We start from the raw sequence: 15,011 nt of genomic DNA, 5'->3' as shown, positions 1-15,011 counted from the left end.
TAAAAGCCCGCATGCAAAAGTTATTCAGTTTTAGTTTCTGGAATAGTATCGCCAGATTGATCCTGCGCAACCGAGAAATCTTATTGGGATTGATCTTGCTGGCTACTGTCGGTCTTGCCACCCAATGGCAACACATGCAGTTTACACATACCGAGGCCAATCTTTTACCTGATGATCATCCGGTCAATCAGGAATACAATGCTTTTCTGGATAGGTTTGGAGAAGAAGGTAATCTCATCATTCTAGGAATTGAGCAGGAATCTCTTGATACGTTTGAAAAGTTCAATCAATGGAACCAATTGGCCGACACCTTGTCTGGATTTCCAGAAATTGACTTTGTCTTATCTACTGCCAATCTACCTCAACTCAAAAAATCTGAAGACAACTCCAGGTTTATCATTGCACCATTATTACAGGAGCCTTTAAAAAATAATGAGGAGCTTGCTCAATATAAAGAGCAACTTTTCAACGATTTGCCATTTTATAAAAATCTTATTTTCTCAGAAAAAGACAGTGTAATACGCACTGCGGTCTACCTCAAAAAAGATATAGTCAATACGGCACTGCGCAAGGATTTCATCTTGCAGAAATTTCAACCCATCGTCAGCAACTTCAATACTGCCAGCGGCTTGGACATCCGTATATCGGGTATGCCATATATACGCACATTAAATGCCAAAAATATCGTAGATGAAATCGGTATGTTTTTGTTGGCCGCTCTATTGATCACCTCGGGAATATTCTTTTTCTTTTTTAGATCATGGCGGGCAACTTTTATCTCGATTGTCACCGTAATTATTGGTGTCATGTGGGCCTTTGGTATTTTAGGATTATTGAGATACGAGATCACTGTGCTTACGGCTTTGATTCCGCCGTTGATTATTGTGATTGGTATTCCCAACTGCATCTTCTTGATTAATAAATATCAACAAGAAATCAAAAAACACGGAAATCAGGCCAAGTCCCTACAACGCGTCATTACCAAAGTGGGAAATGCCACCTTGATGACCAATCTGACTACCGCCAGTGGTTTTGCCACCTTTATTTTTACCGATAGTAAGTTGCTGGTAGAGTTTGGGATCGTAGCTAGTATTTGTATTGTGGCCATCTTTATCATTAGCTTAATGTTGATCCCTATCATTTATAGCTATCTCCACGTTCCTAAAAAACGCCACTTGCAACACTTGCGCAAGCGATGGATCAGCGTATTTGTAGACAGAAACGAACGCATGGTCAGGGGCCAGCGTATTCCAATTTATATCACTAGTGTTGTGGTACTGATTTTCAGTTTTATTGGAATTTATCAAATCAAAGTTTCAGGTAGTCTGATAGAAGATATGCCCAAAAGCATGCAATTCTATAAGGATATCAAATTTTTTGAAGAGAGCTTTGACGGCATCATGCCCCTGGAGATTGTTATCAACACAAAGAAAAAGGAAGGTGTAACCAAGTCATCAACGCTCAAAAAGATCGACAAACTTGAGGAACATATTCTAGACACTCCAGAGTTATCCCGACCTATGTCCATTGTCTCTGCGGTAAAATATACCAAACAAGCATTTTACGGTGGTGATGCAGAATTCTATGATCTTCCAACCTCCAATGAGCGGCTTTTTATTGCGCCGCTTTTGAAAAAAAGCACCAATGATGTTTCCTTGATGCAAAGTTTTGTTGATAGTACAGGCCAGTACGCCCGAGTCACCACTTTTATGAAAGATATGGGTACAGACCGGATGGAAAGGGTAGAAGAAAATTTGAAGGAAAAAATACAGGTGATTTTTCCAGCAGATAAATTTGAAGTCTCCATGACCGGAAAGGCACTTGTTTTTAGAAAAGGGACAGACTACCTGATCAACAATCTGATACTTTCGCTTTCACTGGCCATAGTTTTAATTGCCCTGTTCATGGCCTGGATGTTTAAGTCACTGCGCATGATTTTTGTATCCCTGGTGCCTAACCTTTTGCCCTTATTACTCACCGCAGGTCTGATGGGCTACCTGGGGGTACCGATCAAACCATCCACCATACTGGTTTTTTCAATTGCCTTTGGTATCTCTGTGGATGATACCATCCACTTCTTGGCCAAGTACCGACAAGAGCTTATCGCTAATAATTGGAAGATTAAGAAGTCAGTATACGGCGCTTTACGCGAAACTGGTGTCAGTATGTTCTATACGTCTATCGTCCTGTTCTTCGGGTTTTCCACTTTTACCATCTCCAGTTTTGGCGGGACAGTAGCTTTGGGAGCATTGGTCAGTGCCACATTATTATTTGCCATGGCAGCCAATCTTTTGTTGCTCCCCAGCATGTTACTCTCTTTGGAGCGCAGTATCGCTAATGAACGCATCTTCAAGAAACCGGCCATCCCTATCATTCCGCCAGAAGCTGTGGATGAGGAGGAGTAAGTGATAAGCCATTTAAGCTGTGCAATCCAAACAAGTGAATACCGCCATTTTACTAATGATTCATTGTTCCTAAGCGGTATAAAAATTATATTTGCCGCTTATCATCACCAGACAACAATGAAGCGAATAGCCGATATACTTAAATCTGATCCTAGCATGGTCGAAATGACAGTCAAGGGATGGGTGCGTAGTTTTAGAAACGATAGATTTATCGCCCTAAATGACGGGTCCTGTATACATAATCTTCAATGCGTAATTGAGCCTGAAGACCATGATCAAGAAATACTGGATCAAATCAATGTGGCAGCGGCTGTAGCTGTGACAGGGACATTGGTAGAAAGCTCTGGTTCTGGACAGCGGGTGGAATTACAGTCCACCGCCATCAAAATACTGGCCACGGCCGATCCCGAGGATGTGAAGCGCACCGTCCTTTCACCCAAACGACACAAACTAGATACTTTAAGAGAGCAAGCCCACCTCAGGGTACGTACCAACACTTTTGGAGCTGTAATGCGTGTTAGGGCTGCGTTGTCATTTGCGATTCATAAATATTTTCAGGAGAAAGGATTTTATCAGGCACATACCCCAATCTTGACCGGAAGCGATGCGGAAGGAGCCGGTGAGATGTTTAGGGTATCCACGCTGGACCCCAAAAATATGCCCTTGACTGAGGATGGAGAAATTGATTATTCAAAAGATTTTTTTGGCAAAGAAGCCAACCTAACGGTCTCTGGACAATTGGAGGCAGAAACCTATGCAATGGGGTTAGGACAGGTTTACACATTTGGACCAACCTTTAGGGCAGAAAACTCTAACACTTCCAGGCACCTGGCAGAATTTTGGATGATCGAGCCAGAAGTGGCCTTCAATGACCTTGATGCCAATATGGACCTGGCCGAAGACTTTATTAAGTACGTGATAAAATATGCGCTAGACAATTGTTCGGATGATATCGATTTTCTGGAACAACGTTTGGAAAATGAGGACAAAACCAAACCTATGGCTGAGCGCAGTCCAATGCCTTTGCGTAAAAAACTAGAGTTTATTGGTAAGAACAACTTTAAAAGGGTTTCTTACACAGAAGCCATCGATATCCTGAAAAACTCTAAGCCCAATAAAAAGAAAAAGTTTAAATACCTGATCGAGGAATGGGGTGCAGATCTTCAATCCGAACATGAACGTTATCTCGTAGAGAAACATTTTGAATGTCCGGTAATCTTATTTGATTATCCCGCCAAAATTAAAGCTTTTTACATGCGCCTTAACGAGGCAGATGCAGAAGGACGTGAGACAGTACGTGCCATGGACATTCTTTTCCCTGGAATAGGCGAAATTGTAGGTGGCTCGCAACGGGAAGAGCGGTATGAAGTGTTGAAGAAAAAAATGGAGGACATGGGTATTCCAGAAGAAGAGTTGTGGTGGTACCTAGAGATGCGCAAATTCGGTAGTGTGGTTCACAGCGGATTTGGTCTTGGCTTTGAGCGCCTTGTAATGTTTGTCACCGGTATGGGTAATGTACGGGATGTGATTCCATATCCCAGGACTCCTGGTAGTGCCGAGTTCTGATCGGGTTATCGAGAAGTAACTCAAGCGGCTGTCTAAAAAGCCAAAAAATAACCAAGTTCTAAATTTGAGCTTGTCGAAAACCTGCTCAATATCAAAAATTTAAAAACCGCAACAGACTTAGCTTGACATTAAAAAGTGGCGGTTTATAGGCACTCTTTTCTGTTTGGCTCAAGGCCAAAGTAAGCAACCACGCTACAGATAAGGCTCAAGAATGCGTTACTAAATTGGTATTGGCCAGCGCTGCAGCAAAGTCTGTGTGATACAGTATGTAGTCAGTCACATTGTGCATAATCGTTATAATTTTAACAAGACCGCCACATTTCAAATGGGCTTTTATTATTTTTACAGGGATAACCCGTGATAGATGCTCAAACAATCATTAAATTTCAAATTATCCCAAAAACTTTCTCCTCAACAAATTCAGTTGATGAAGTTGATCCAATTGCCCACCCAGGCTTTTGAGCAACGGGTAAAATCAGAATTGGAAGAAAACCCTGCACTGGATAGCGGCAAGGAAAAATCAGAAGAAGATTTTGACGAATTTTCAAATCAGGATGACTATGATGAGGGCAACGATTCGATGGAAACAGAGATCGATGTAGATGATTATCTGAGTGATGATGAAATCCCGGATTATCGAACAAGAGCCAACAATTACAGTGCAGATGATGATGAGAAAAGTGTGCCTTATGCCGCTGGAAAATCATTTACCCAAACATTGATCGATCAATTGAACACCAGACGTCTGAGCGATGAGGATTATGCCATTGCCGAGTTTTTGGTGGGAAGTATTGACGCCAGCGGGTACATCAGACGTTCCCTGGAAGATATTACAGATGACCTAGCCTTTACCATGAATATCTACACCGAGGTAGAGAAAGTGGAGCGTATTCTGAAAACGGTTCAAGAACTAGATCCAGCGGGTGTTGGAGCAAGAAATCTCCAGGAGTGTTTATTGATACAGCTTTCGCGAAAGCGTCGTGATCAATCTAATGAACTGGCCATAAAATTGATCAAGGATTCTTTTGATGCATTTAGCAAGAAGCATTACAACAAACTCTTGGCCAAATATGACATTTCAGAGGATGAGCTCAGGGATGCCATTGAAGATATTGAGCACCTCAACCCTAAGCCAGGAGGATCTTACATGGGTGGAAGTACACGTATCGTGGAACAAGTGGTTCCAGATTTCACAATTAGAATCAAGGATGGTGAGTTGGAATTGACATTAAACGGTAGAAATGCTCCAGAGTTACACGTATCCAGAGACTATTCCAATATGTTGCGCGGCTATAAAGAGGCCAAGGAAAAAACCAAATCCCAGAAGGATGCGGTAATGTTTATCAAACAAAAACTGGATGGTGCCAAATGGTTTATAGAAGCTATTAAGCAAAGACAAGAAACACTTTATGTGACCATGTCCACCATCATGCACTACCAAAAAGAGTACTTTCTTACTGGCGATGAGCGTAATTTGAGACCCATGATCCTTAAAGACATTGCAGACGAGATTGATATGGATGTTTCCACCGTCTCTCGAGTCGCCAATTCCAAATACGTAGATACGCCCTATGGAACAAAGTTGATCAAAGAATTCTTTTCAGAATCGATGACCAACACCGATGGAGAAGAAGTCTCTACCAGAGAGATAAAAAAGATTTTGGAAACAGTGGTGAATGAGGAAAGCAAGAAAAAACCACTAACCGATCAAAAACTGGCTGAGATTTTAAAAGAAAAAGGATATCCTATCGCCCGAAGAACCGTGGCTAAATATCGCGAACAACTCGATATACCTGTAGCCCGTTTGAGGAAGGAAATCTGATTTATGAAGTGGTTCTTGCGCTTGTGGAGTTATATTGTCCACCCCCTATTTATACCCTCGGTTGTATCGCTTTGGTACTTTAATTATGCAGGATATACTGATGCCAGCCATATCCGCTTAAAGGTTTATTTGATCCTTATCCTTACGATTGCTATCCCGCTATTGATCTATACCATGCTAAAGATTATCGGTGCTGTGAAAAGCATACATTTACAGAGCACTAGAGAAAGGATTACTCCTTTGATCGTCTATGCTATACTCATTCTGATACTCCTGCGCAGTGGATTTAAAGACGGGCTGCATCTTCAGCTTTATTGTTTTTATTTGGGGATATTTGTGGCCACCTTGGTGAGTTTATTACTTACACTGTTGAAATACAAAATTAGCTTGCACATGCTTGGCATGGGTGGGGCTTTTGGATTTTTAATCACACTGTCTTTGATGCAAGGCATACCCCTACTCAGTATCATGGCTTTAACGGCTATAGCCTGTGGATTAACCGCAACTTCTAGATTGTATATGAAAGCCCACGTGGGTCACGAATTGGTTTTTGGTTTGTTCTTGGGCATTGCCTCCCAACTCTTGATGGCAAGTTATGCTTGAGTTGATAGAAAGGTTCAAGTATTATTCTTACAGGAAATAAAACATGATGCCAAACTTTATGGGTTGTAAATTGACCCTGTCACCAGATACAGTAACAGCGTTTTTATTAAACAAGGTTTGAAGGTCATATTTGATAAAGGCATTGAACCCACCGTTTCCAACACTAAGGGAGCCAGCAAATCTGAATCGGTTCAGTTCTTCCAAATTTCTTTTAATAATAGCGACTCCGTTATCATCAAATTTAGATCTAAAAGCATACATATACCCGAAAACGATACCACCATAGATACGCCAAAAATCGTATCTGGTAGCTGTTGAAGTGCGCCACCGAAATTCTAAGGGCACTTCAATCAAATTGGTGTGAAATCTGTTGGTGTTGATACTACTGCGATTCTCTAGAATGGAAAATTGGTTCTTGCCGGTATCCGTATCACTGATCAACAAATTAGAATTAAAAATATTACTTGACAATCCCAGACCAAGACCTATAGCCAGATTACGGCGTTTATTGATCGGCATATCTCGGATAAATCCCAAATGTAAACCACCAGAAAATCCGTTTTGGGAAAACGCTTGTGGCTCATTATTAATCAAGTTAAAGCTCAAACCTAAATAGAATTGATCTTCACGATAAAGGGAATCAACTACCTCGGGTATAACGTTGTCATCTGGAGCATCAGAAGTATCCTGTGCGCCCGACGAAAGGCCCAGCAATAATAAAATTAGTAAATAGATATATCTACACATACAGACAAATGTAAGCCAAAAAAATAGCCAGCTCTGGAGAGCTGGCTAAATTTTTACTCTGCCTTGCGACAGGTTATTTTCTGATGTTTCTTAATGGGTCACCTTCGGTAGCCGTATAATTGATTTTTAATGCATAAGCATCTCTCAATTCTTGTTTTACATCAGTAAGAATACCAACTTGGGCATCACGGTCGACTTTTAAAGAAACCATCATTTCATCCTTATCATCCTCATCCATGTCGTTACGCTTGGTGTTGACAAAGGTTTCCACATCTTCCACTCTGGAGATTTTATCCCCTAACTGTACAACTTCTGTTGTTCCGTATGTCTTTTGGAAATTAGGACTTGGTTTTCCGATATAGATATACACTAATTTATCCTTACTGGCCAGTTTTTCAACCTGATTAGCTTGTGGTAGTGTATTTTCAATCTGTAGTTCATCCTCCCTCATAACGGTAGCTACCATGAAGAAGAACAACAGCATAAATACGATGTCAGGAAGTGATGCCGTCGAAATTGCCGGCAAATCACCACTTTTCTTTTTCTTGAACTTTGACATAATTATTCTCTGTTTTGCGGTTCTGCTTCAGAGAGTTTTCTAGGAAACAAGTCCCTTACCCTCTCGATCTTCTCTTCCAACTGCTCATATTCTGGCGTATCCTTTTCATTGGCTGGCCATTCTTTCAAGCGGCTCTCCATGGATTCAAAGGTTTCGTTGTATAAACGTTTAGCTTCACGGTTACGCAGTATAGTATATGCCCTCACCAGCTCATTGGTCACAGTAATGTACATGCTATAGCTGGCTTGACGGTCATTGACCAAAGAAATTACAGCTTTTTCTGGATTATCAGATGATGCTGGATCTTTGGCTCCTCTACAATAAGAACACTCTGTACCATTGTCTAGGAAAGCCACAGCAGCTTCTGTCAGGTCTTTGATATCCATATCAGCCTCTTCCACCAGCAAACGGTTATCTGCGTTAACAATCACCTGAAAAATATTCTTTTTCTTGATAGGCGGCGGCACTGGATTGTCTTCAATCGGCGGTGGCAGCTTACTATCGATCCCGCTATCTACTTCAATCGTGGTAGTTACCAGGAAGAAGATCAATAATAGGAAAGCGATGTCTGCCATCGATCCGGCGTTTACTTCTGGGGCAGATCTTCTAGCCATAATTTATCGTTTAAGGATTTTGCTTACGCCTGACCAGACCACAGTTCCCACGGCTACAATTGCAAGGATGTAGAACATGTAAAGTGAGGCACCGATCAATTTGGAGGTCGATCCTTCAAGAGGCGCTCCTCCATCACCCTCAACAACCCTGCCAGAAGCATCTAGCACATAACCTTGTTCGTTCAGCGTTCCTGTTTCAGCAAATACAAAATAGCTAAGAGCGGCAACCAATGCCAGCAAACCCACTGAAATAAGTGATTTTTTAGCGGCATCTGGATTGGTAAACAAACCTTTGACTACAAAAATCAATACGAGTAGAATGGTCAGTCCCAAAATAATATAGGACAAAACCATCAGCGGGCTAACCGTTGCGGCCTGAATACCATCGTCGTTGGCTTTAATTGGGTCATCACCCACGATAAGCGTATAGAAAAAGAATCCCATAGCTACCAAGCTGAGTAACAGCACCAAATATTTTAATACTTTATGTAAAATCATGATGTCGTTCGTTTTTTAAAATGAATTACAGCTTACCATTCTTGTAGTCTACAAGAATGTCGATAAGTGTAATGGAAGCATCTTCCATATCGTTTACAATACTATCAATCTTGGCGACGATGTAATTGTAAAAGATTTGAAGAATAATGGCAACGATAAGACCAAATACGGTTGTAAGAAGAGCTACCTTAATACCTCCAGCAACAAGTGAAGGCTCCATAGTACCTGCTTCCTCAATACTGTTGAAGGAACCAATCATACCGATTACTGTTCCCATGAACCCAAGCATGGGAGCAAGAGCGATAAACAGGGATACCCAAGAAACGTTTTTTTCCAACTGTCCCATTTGCACACCACCATAAGCTACAACAGCTTTTTCGGCAGCTTCAATGCTTTCATCAGCACGGTCAAGTCCCTGATAATAGATAGAAGCAACAGGCCCTTTGGTATTTCTACAAACATCTTTAGCAGCTTCAATTCCACCAGTCTTCAGTGCATCTTCCACATCTGCGGCCAATTTCTTAGAATTGGTAGTGGAAAGGTTCAAATAGATAATTCTTTCAATGGCAATAGCAAGACCTAGAATTAAACATACCAATACGATGGACATGAATATAGGACCACCATCAATAAAGTTGTCCTTAAGTACTTGGTGAAAAGAGACCTTTTCTACCGTCTCAGGCTCATCCTGAATAAGTGCAGTGGCTGATGCGATACCAGTAACGCCAAAGGTCATGGCTGCGGTGAATAAAATTGAAAGTGATCGTTTCATTTGACTTTATTGATTTATTTGAATTTTCAAGTTAAGGGGTAAATATATAATATCTTGAATTAAAATAGCACAAGATTTGCTAAATGTATAGGAGAATGCTAGGGATTATACTTGATTCTGCCAAATTTGTATTATCCTGCTTTCAGCATTATCACCGACAAATCAAGGGATTAGCAAACGAAGTTGTCCTGAATGTTAGTTTTTTGTAAAATCTAGGCTGAAACGATTTAAAATGACGGTCTCAAATTTTTCAATCAACTATTCATTTAATACAAGACTAGGATCAGTCATTACAACTACTACCTAGAAATCGGAATTGGTCACAAAATAGCGCACCTAAATTGGGATCATAAAGCCTAATATAAACAGTCGGTTTTGTGTACGTTGTATCGCTGATCTGTCTTAACCTTTTTAGCACCCAAAATTGCCCCTGACCACTATTTTTGAACCCCCCATAACTACCTAAAATGCGAAAGCCCCGCAATAGCGGGGCTTTCAGGGATTGTACCTCAGGCCGGAATCGAACCGGCACGCCGTGAAGCATTGGATTTTGAATCCAACGTGTCTACCAATTCCACCACTGAGGCATTAGATAATTGGGACGGCAAAAGTAATAAATATTTTGACTTCCAACATTTATTTCAACAAAAAATAGCCAGCCAACTATAAAATAATAAGTACATTTGCAGCCTTAAAATCAAGACCCAAAGGTTTTTACTATGAGTTATGCCTTAAAAGATGCAAAATTATTCGGTTGTCGCCAGAGCATGGATCTTGCTGCAGCGATCGCTAAGGAATATGGTGCCGAACTGGGACAGGTGAATTTTTCCACCTTCAGTGACGGTGAGTTCCAGCCATCTTTTGAGGAATCGATTAGAGGCAGACGCATCTTCATCATCGGCTCTACCCAACCCAGTAGTGACCACTTGATGGAAATGCTTTTGATGATGGACGCGGCCAAAAGAGCCAGTGCCAGACATATCACAGCCGTTATTCCTTATTTTGGATGGGCGCGCCAAGATAGAAAGGATAAACCCAGGGTTCCCATAGGCGCAAAAATGATCGCCAAGATTCTTGAAACAGCCGGAGCCACACGTATTATCACAATGGATCTCCACGCTGACCAGATTCAGGGGTTCTTTGAAAAACCAGTGGATCATCTTTTTGCGAGTTCGCTATTTGTCCCGTACCTCAGGAGCCTGGACCTGCAAGACCTGACCATTGCCTCACCTGACATGGGTGGATCAAAGCGTGCATACGCTTACGCGAAAACGCTTGAAAGCGATGTGGTAGTTTGTTACAAGCAACGCCAGAAGGCCAATATCATCTCTCACATGGAATTGATTGGTGATGTGACTGGTAAAAATGTTGTCCTGGTAGATGACATGGTAGATACTGCAGGAACATTGACCAAAGCAGCCGACGTTATGATGGAACGTGGCGCCAAAAGCGTAAGAGCCATTTGTACGCATGCCATCCTATCTGGAAAGGCTTATGAGCGTATTGAACACTCAAAATTGCTGGAACTGATCGTTACAGACTCCATTCCTTTGAAGCAACAAAGCGAAAAAATTAGAGTACTGTCTTGTGCAGGACTATTTGCAGGAGTCATGCAAAGCGTGCAGAACAATCAGTCCATCAGCGATAATTTTATAATGTAATTTCATTCACTTAATATAAATCACATGAAATCAATCACGATCCCAGGATCTAAAAGAGAAAGCGTGGGCAAGAAAGCAACAAAAGCCTTACGTAATGCTGGATTGGTTCCTTGCGTAATTTACGGAGGAGACGACGTCATTCACTTTTCAGCAGAAGAAAAAGCTTTTAAAAATCTGATCTACACTCCAGATGCGCATACTGTGGTAATTGACTTGGGTAAAGATGGTACTTACCAAGCCATCGCTCAAGATATGCAATGGCACCCAGTTAGAGAATTGCTTCTACATGCAGACTTCTATCAAATTTTTGATGATAAGCCTGTATCAATGGATATCCCAGTAGTACTGGAAGGTACTGCCCGTGGTGTACTTAACGGTGGTGTCTTGAGACGTAACAATCGTAAACTTAAGGTAAGAGCAATTCCTGCTAACTTACCTGACTTTATCACTATCGATATCAGCGATATGAAGATCGGTCACAAGCGCTATGTCAGGGACTTGAGAGTTGATGAATATGAAATCCTTCACCCAGACAGTGTTGTGGTTTGTATGATCAAAACTTCACGTACCGCCATCGCAGAAGACGATGATGATGAAGAAGAAGAAGGAGAAGCTGCAGAAGGAGAAGCCGGAGATGTTCCAGCAACGGAGCAAGGAGAAGCTGCTTCAGAGTAAGCATCACTTTCTAAACTATACAAGCTGCAAGATTTACTTCTTGCAGCTTTTTTTATTTTTGTGACATGTGGACATGGCTCAAAAAATTAATGAACCGGCAGGAAAAAGCTTCACATCTGCTCATAGAAAAAGACCCCATGAAAAAATTTCTGATCGTAGGACTTGGTAATCCAGGTGCAAAATATGCAGAAACTCGTCATAACATCGGTTTTAAGGTATTGGATCAAATTGCGAAAGACAAAGAAGTTAGCTTTGAAACTATGAAATTAGGTGAACTTGCCACGATCAAACACAAAGGCAAGTCCATCATTTTACTTAAGCCCAACACCTTTATGAACCTCAGCGGGAAGGCTATTAAATACTATCTGAAACAGGAAAATATCGATATCGCTCAACTGTTGGTGATTACAGATGATCTCAATTTATCTTTTGGCGTCCTCAGAATGAAGGGTAAAGGAAGTGATGGCGGGCATAACGGACTTAAAGACACCCAGGTGCAATTGAACACGCCAAATTATCCAAGATTAAGGTTTGGTATTTCAGATGCTTTCTCCAAAGGAAGACAGGTAGATTATGTGCTGGGCGAATGGGATATGGAAGAACAAAAAGCCTTACCTGAACGATTATCCAAGGCCGCCGAAATGGCGCTGTCCTTTACCCATGCTGGTTTGGCCAATACCATGAACCAGTACAACGGAAAGTAATGGCTTGACAATCACCATTAGGTCTAGACCAATAATGACCAAAACCATCCTAAAAACCCTAGAATTAAAGATAGATTATTATAATTTGCAGCCACCTAAAGCCAGGAAAGATTGAAGACTTTTGCTCATATTGATGAATACGATATAACCTCTGGCAGCGTGGTGACCATAGGAACTTTTGATGGTGTACACCAAGGACATCAAAAGATCCTCAAACGCGTTGTAAAAACAGCCCAACAACACCAGCTAACTAGTCTTTTACTTACTTTTTTTCCTCATCCACGCATGGTATTGCAACCCGACCACGAATTGAAGTTGATCAATACCATAGACGAACGTGTTTCTTTGGTGGCCAATCAAGGCATAGATAACATCGTGATCCATCCTTTTTCCAAGGAATTTTCTAGAACCAGCGCCTCTGATTATGTGCAACACATATTAGTCGAACGATTAAAAGCCAAAGTCGTAGTCATCGGATATGACCATAGATTTGGCATCAACAGATCAGCCAGTATTTTGGAATTAAAAGCATTTGGTCAAGAATTTGGATTTGAAGTGGTTGAAATCTCTAAAAAAGAAGTAGAAGAAGTCGCAGTAAGCAGTACAAAGGTGCGCAATAGTCTGTCCCATGGAGATATCCAGGTGACCAACACCTATTTAAATCGGGATTTTAGCATTCAGGGAAAGGTAGTTTCTGGTAAGAAAATCGGTAGAACTATAGGTTATCCTACAGCCAACCTACATGTTCCTGAAACCTATAAAATGTTGCCTGCTACAGGAGTTTATATTACCAGTTCGATCATTGGGGGACATCGGGTTTACGGTATGACCAATATTGGCAATAACCCCACCGTCGCTTCCTCTAGCAAACAGACCATTGAAACCTATTATTTGAATAGGGAGGATGATCTTTATGGGCAACAAATGGAATTGTTTTTCCATAAAAGATTAAGAGATGAAAAGAAATTTGATTCCATGGATGAACTAATAGCAGCCATGAAATTGGATGAGCAAGAAACCAAAGCCTATGCACAGCACCTGGGATAAATGGCTGTTCACACAAGTGGACAATACTGCACTGGTACTATTCAGGATGATCTTTGGTTTGCTGCTGGCCAGTGAGGCCTTTGGCTCCATTGCTTTAGGTGCAGTACGGCGACTATTTATCGAACCCCAAACCACCTTTACCTTCATAGGTTTTGAATTTTTGGAGCCCCTTCCAGGCAATTGGATGTATGTGCTGTACAGTCTGATGGGAATCGCTGGACTAATGATCATGGTAGGCTACAAATATAGAGTAGCCATGACCTTCTATGCCATCACCTGGGCTTATGTTTATCTGCTGCAAAAATCAAGTTACAACAACCACTGTTACCTGCTCATGTTGCTGAACGTGATCATGATCTTTCTACCTGCACATCGATCAGCCTCTTTAGACGCAAAATTAAGTCCAGAAATTCGCCGCGAACACATGTCACGCTGGATCTACATTTTTATTATTAGTTTTATCTGGATTGTATATGCCTATGCGAGCGTGGCCAAATTTTATCCGGATTGGCTGGATGGTAGCTTTCCCAAATACCTGATGAGTACACGCGGTAAAAATTTTGATATCCTACAACACGACTGGGCGCACAAAAGCATTTTATATTTTGGATTATTCTTTGACCTGTTGATCGTACCCTTCCTATTGTGGAAACCTACCCGATGGATTGCCGTCGCAGCTTCCATATTTTTCCATCTTTTCAATAGTGTGGTATTCCAAATCGGCATTTTCCCTTACCTCGCTCTATCTTTTTTATTATTCTTTTTCCCAACCCAAACCCTGCACCGCAGATTGATCTGGAGAAAAACCTATTATGCGGCACGCGAAATTATTGTGCCAAAAACCAAAAGCTTTATAAGCATTGCCTGCGTCACCTTCTTACTGGTGATGTTGTTGTTGCCGCTGCGGCATTGGGCAATTCACGACGATGTTTTATGGACGGAAGAAGGACACCGATTAAGCTGGCGGATGATGTTGCGCAGCCGGAGTGGTATCGGCAGTTTTTATATAATAAATAAATCCACTGGCGAGAAGGAATATGTGCATTTGCCCAAGTATTTAAGTAGAAAACAACAGCGATCGGTACAGTCCAAACCTGATTTTATCTGGCAGTTTGCCCAAAAACTCGAAAAGATCTATGCCGAACAAGGGAAAGAAATTGAAGTCTATGCAGATGTCAAAGTGTCCATCAACGGCCGGCCCTTCCAGCAGCTCACCGATCCTGGTGTCGATCTCGCTGCCGAGGAATGGAATCATTTTGGACACCACGACTGGATCATGAAATCGGCGCTGTACCCTAGACAAACCCACTTAAAAAACTAAGTCCCTCCCTGAACCGA

At 41.5% G+C, this 15,011-nt stretch carries 14 protein-coding genes and 1 tRNA gene; 9 read left to right on the top strand and 6 right to left on the bottom strand.

The genetic code is table 11. The annotated features are described in order from the left end of the window. Positions 1-11 precede the first annotated feature (11 nt). The 4 genes from EGM47_RS03560 (at position 12) to EGM47_RS03545 (ending at position 6,396) form a co-directional block, all read left to right on the top strand. Positions 12-2,405, top strand: a complete 2,394-nt coding sequence (locus EGM47_RS03560; protein ID WP_124979371.1) for an efflux RND transporter permease subunit — start codon at positions 12-14, stop codon at positions 2,403-2,405. Between the two features lie 117 nt (positions 2,406-2,522). After that, positions 2,523-3,971 (top strand): asparagine--tRNA ligase, encoded by a 1,449-nt coding sequence (asnS, locus tag EGM47_RS03555; RefSeq protein ID WP_124979370.1) that lies wholly within the window; start codon positions 2,523-2,525, stop codon positions 3,969-3,971. A gap of 364 nt (positions 3,972-4,335) precedes the next feature. Continuing rightward, complete coding sequence (gene rpoN, locus EGM47_RS03550; protein WP_124979369.1) at positions 4,336-5,793, top strand: RNA polymerase factor sigma-54; 1,458 nt, start codon at positions 4,336-4,338, stop codon at positions 5,791-5,793. A 3-nt stretch (positions 5,794-5,796) separates the two neighbouring features. Continuing rightward, positions 5,797-6,396 carry a hypothetical protein gene (locus EGM47_RS03545; RefSeq protein WP_240642157.1) on the top strand — a complete coding sequence of 200 codons (600 nt, stop codon included), beginning with the start codon at positions 5,797-5,799 and terminating at the stop codon, positions 6,394-6,396. Between the two features lie 27 nt (positions 6,397-6,423). Here the strand turns inward: EGM47_RS03545 and EGM47_RS03540 are convergent, their stop codons facing one another. The 6 genes from EGM47_RS03540 to EGM47_RS03515 form a co-directional block, all read right to left on the bottom strand. Then, on the bottom strand, positions 6,424-7,143 hold the full coding sequence (locus EGM47_RS03540; protein ID WP_124979368.1) for a porin family protein: 720 nt from the start codon (positions 7,141-7,143) through the stop codon (positions 6,424-6,426). Between the two features lie 73 nt (positions 7,144-7,216). Further along, a complete protein-coding gene (locus EGM47_RS03535; protein WP_124979367.1) occupies positions 7,217-7,702 on the bottom strand; it encodes an ExbD/TolR family protein in 486 nt (161 codons plus the stop codon). A gap of 2 nt (positions 7,703-7,704) precedes the next feature. Next, complete coding sequence (locus EGM47_RS03530; RefSeq protein ID WP_124979366.1) at positions 7,705-8,316, bottom strand: ExbD/TolR family protein; 612 nt, start codon at positions 8,314-8,316, stop codon at positions 7,705-7,707. Positions 8,317-8,319: 3 nt separating this feature from the next. Then, entirely contained in the window at positions 8,320-8,814 is a 495-nt protein-coding gene (locus EGM47_RS03525; RefSeq protein WP_124979365.1) for a hypothetical protein, read from the bottom strand. A 25-nt stretch (positions 8,815-8,839) separates the two neighbouring features. Continuing rightward, a complete protein-coding gene (locus tag EGM47_RS03520; RefSeq protein ID WP_124979364.1) occupies positions 8,840-9,586 on the bottom strand; it encodes a MotA/TolQ/ExbB proton channel family protein in 747 nt (248 codons plus the stop codon). A 505-nt stretch (positions 9,587-10,091) separates the two neighbouring features. Continuing rightward, positions 10,092-10,173: transfer RNA gene (locus EGM47_RS03515), tRNA-Leu, on the bottom strand. Positions 10,174-10,305: 132 nt separating this feature from the next. Here EGM47_RS03515 and EGM47_RS03510 point away from each other — a divergent pair. The 5 genes from EGM47_RS03510 (at position 10,306) to EGM47_RS03490 (ending at position 14,994) form a co-directional block, all read left to right on the top strand. Beyond that, entirely contained in the window at positions 10,306-11,247 is a 942-nt protein-coding gene (locus EGM47_RS03510) for a ribose-phosphate pyrophosphokinase (protein ID WP_124979363.1), read from the top strand. A gap of 24 nt (positions 11,248-11,271) precedes the next feature. Continuing rightward, positions 11,272-11,922 (top strand): 50S ribosomal protein L25/general stress protein Ctc, encoded by a 651-nt coding sequence (locus tag EGM47_RS03505; protein ID WP_124979362.1) that lies wholly within the window; start codon positions 11,272-11,274, stop codon positions 11,920-11,922. Positions 11,923-11,987: 65 nt separating this feature from the next. After that, entirely contained in the window at positions 11,988-12,626 is a 639-nt protein-coding gene (gene pth, locus EGM47_RS03500; protein ID WP_124979361.1) for an aminoacyl-tRNA hydrolase, read from the top strand. Positions 12,627-12,737: 111 nt separating this feature from the next. Continuing rightward, entirely contained in the window at positions 12,738-13,673 is a 936-nt protein-coding gene (locus EGM47_RS03495; RefSeq protein WP_124979360.1) for a bifunctional riboflavin kinase/FAD synthetase, read from the top strand. Then, complete coding sequence (locus EGM47_RS03490; protein WP_124979359.1) at positions 13,654-14,994, top strand: HTTM domain-containing protein; 1,341 nt, start codon at positions 13,654-13,656, stop codon at positions 14,992-14,994. Before EGM47_RS03495 ends, EGM47_RS03490 begins: the two co-directional genes overlap by 20 nt. Positions 14,995-15,011: the final 17 nt, after the last annotated feature.

The sequence above is a fragment of the Nonlabens xiamenensis genome (genome assembly GCF_003865345.1).
Taxonomy (GTDB): domain Bacteria; phylum Bacteroidota; class Bacteroidia; order Flavobacteriales; family Flavobacteriaceae; genus Nonlabens; species Nonlabens xiamenensis.
This window is presented reverse-complemented; position numbering and strand designations above follow the sequence as displayed.

What these genes read in the sequence shown, in the direction of transcription:
- EGM47_RS03560 (WP_124979371.1), top strand. Translation starts at nt 12, where the DNA reads ATGCAAAAGTTATTCAGTTTTAGTTTCTGGAATAGTATCGCCAGATTG.
- asnS (WP_124979370.1), top strand. Translation starts at nt 2,523, where the DNA reads ATGAAGCGAATAGCCGATATACTTAAATCTGATCCTAGCATGGTCGAA.
- rpoN (WP_124979369.1), top strand. Translation starts at nt 4,336, where the DNA reads ATGCTCAAACAATCATTAAATTTCAAATTATCCCAAAAACTTTCTCCT.
- EGM47_RS03545 (WP_240642157.1), top strand. Translation starts at nt 5,797, where the DNA reads ATGAAGTGGTTCTTGCGCTTGTGGAGTTATATTGTCCACCCCCTATTT.
- EGM47_RS03540 (WP_124979368.1), bottom strand. Translation starts at nt 7,143, where the DNA reads ATGTGTAGATATATCTATTTACTAATTTTATTATTGCTGGGCCTTTCG.
- EGM47_RS03535 (WP_124979367.1), bottom strand. Translation starts at nt 7,702, where the DNA reads ATGTCAAAGTTCAAGAAAAAGAAAAGTGGTGATTTGCCGGCAATTTCG.
- EGM47_RS03530 (WP_124979366.1), bottom strand. Translation starts at nt 8,316, where the DNA reads ATGGCTAGAAGATCTGCCCCAGAAGTAAACGCCGGATCGATGGCAGAC.
- EGM47_RS03525 (WP_124979365.1), bottom strand. Translation starts at nt 8,814, where the DNA reads ATGATTTTACATAAAGTATTAAAATATTTGGTGCTGTTACTCAGCTTG.
- EGM47_RS03520 (WP_124979364.1), bottom strand. Translation starts at nt 9,586, where the DNA reads ATGAAACGATCACTTTCAATTTTATTCACCGCAGCCATGACCTTTGGC.
- EGM47_RS03510 (WP_124979363.1), top strand. Translation starts at nt 10,306, where the DNA reads ATGAGTTATGCCTTAAAAGATGCAAAATTATTCGGTTGTCGCCAGAGC.
- EGM47_RS03505 (WP_124979362.1), top strand. Translation starts at nt 11,272, where the DNA reads ATGAAATCAATCACGATCCCAGGATCTAAAAGAGAAAGCGTGGGCAAG.
- pth (WP_124979361.1), top strand. Translation starts at nt 11,988, where the DNA reads ATGTGGACATGGCTCAAAAAATTAATGAACCGGCAGGAAAAAGCTTCA.
- EGM47_RS03490 (WP_124979359.1), top strand. Translation starts at nt 13,654, where the DNA reads ATGCACAGCACCTGGGATAAATGGCTGTTCACACAAGTGGACAATACT.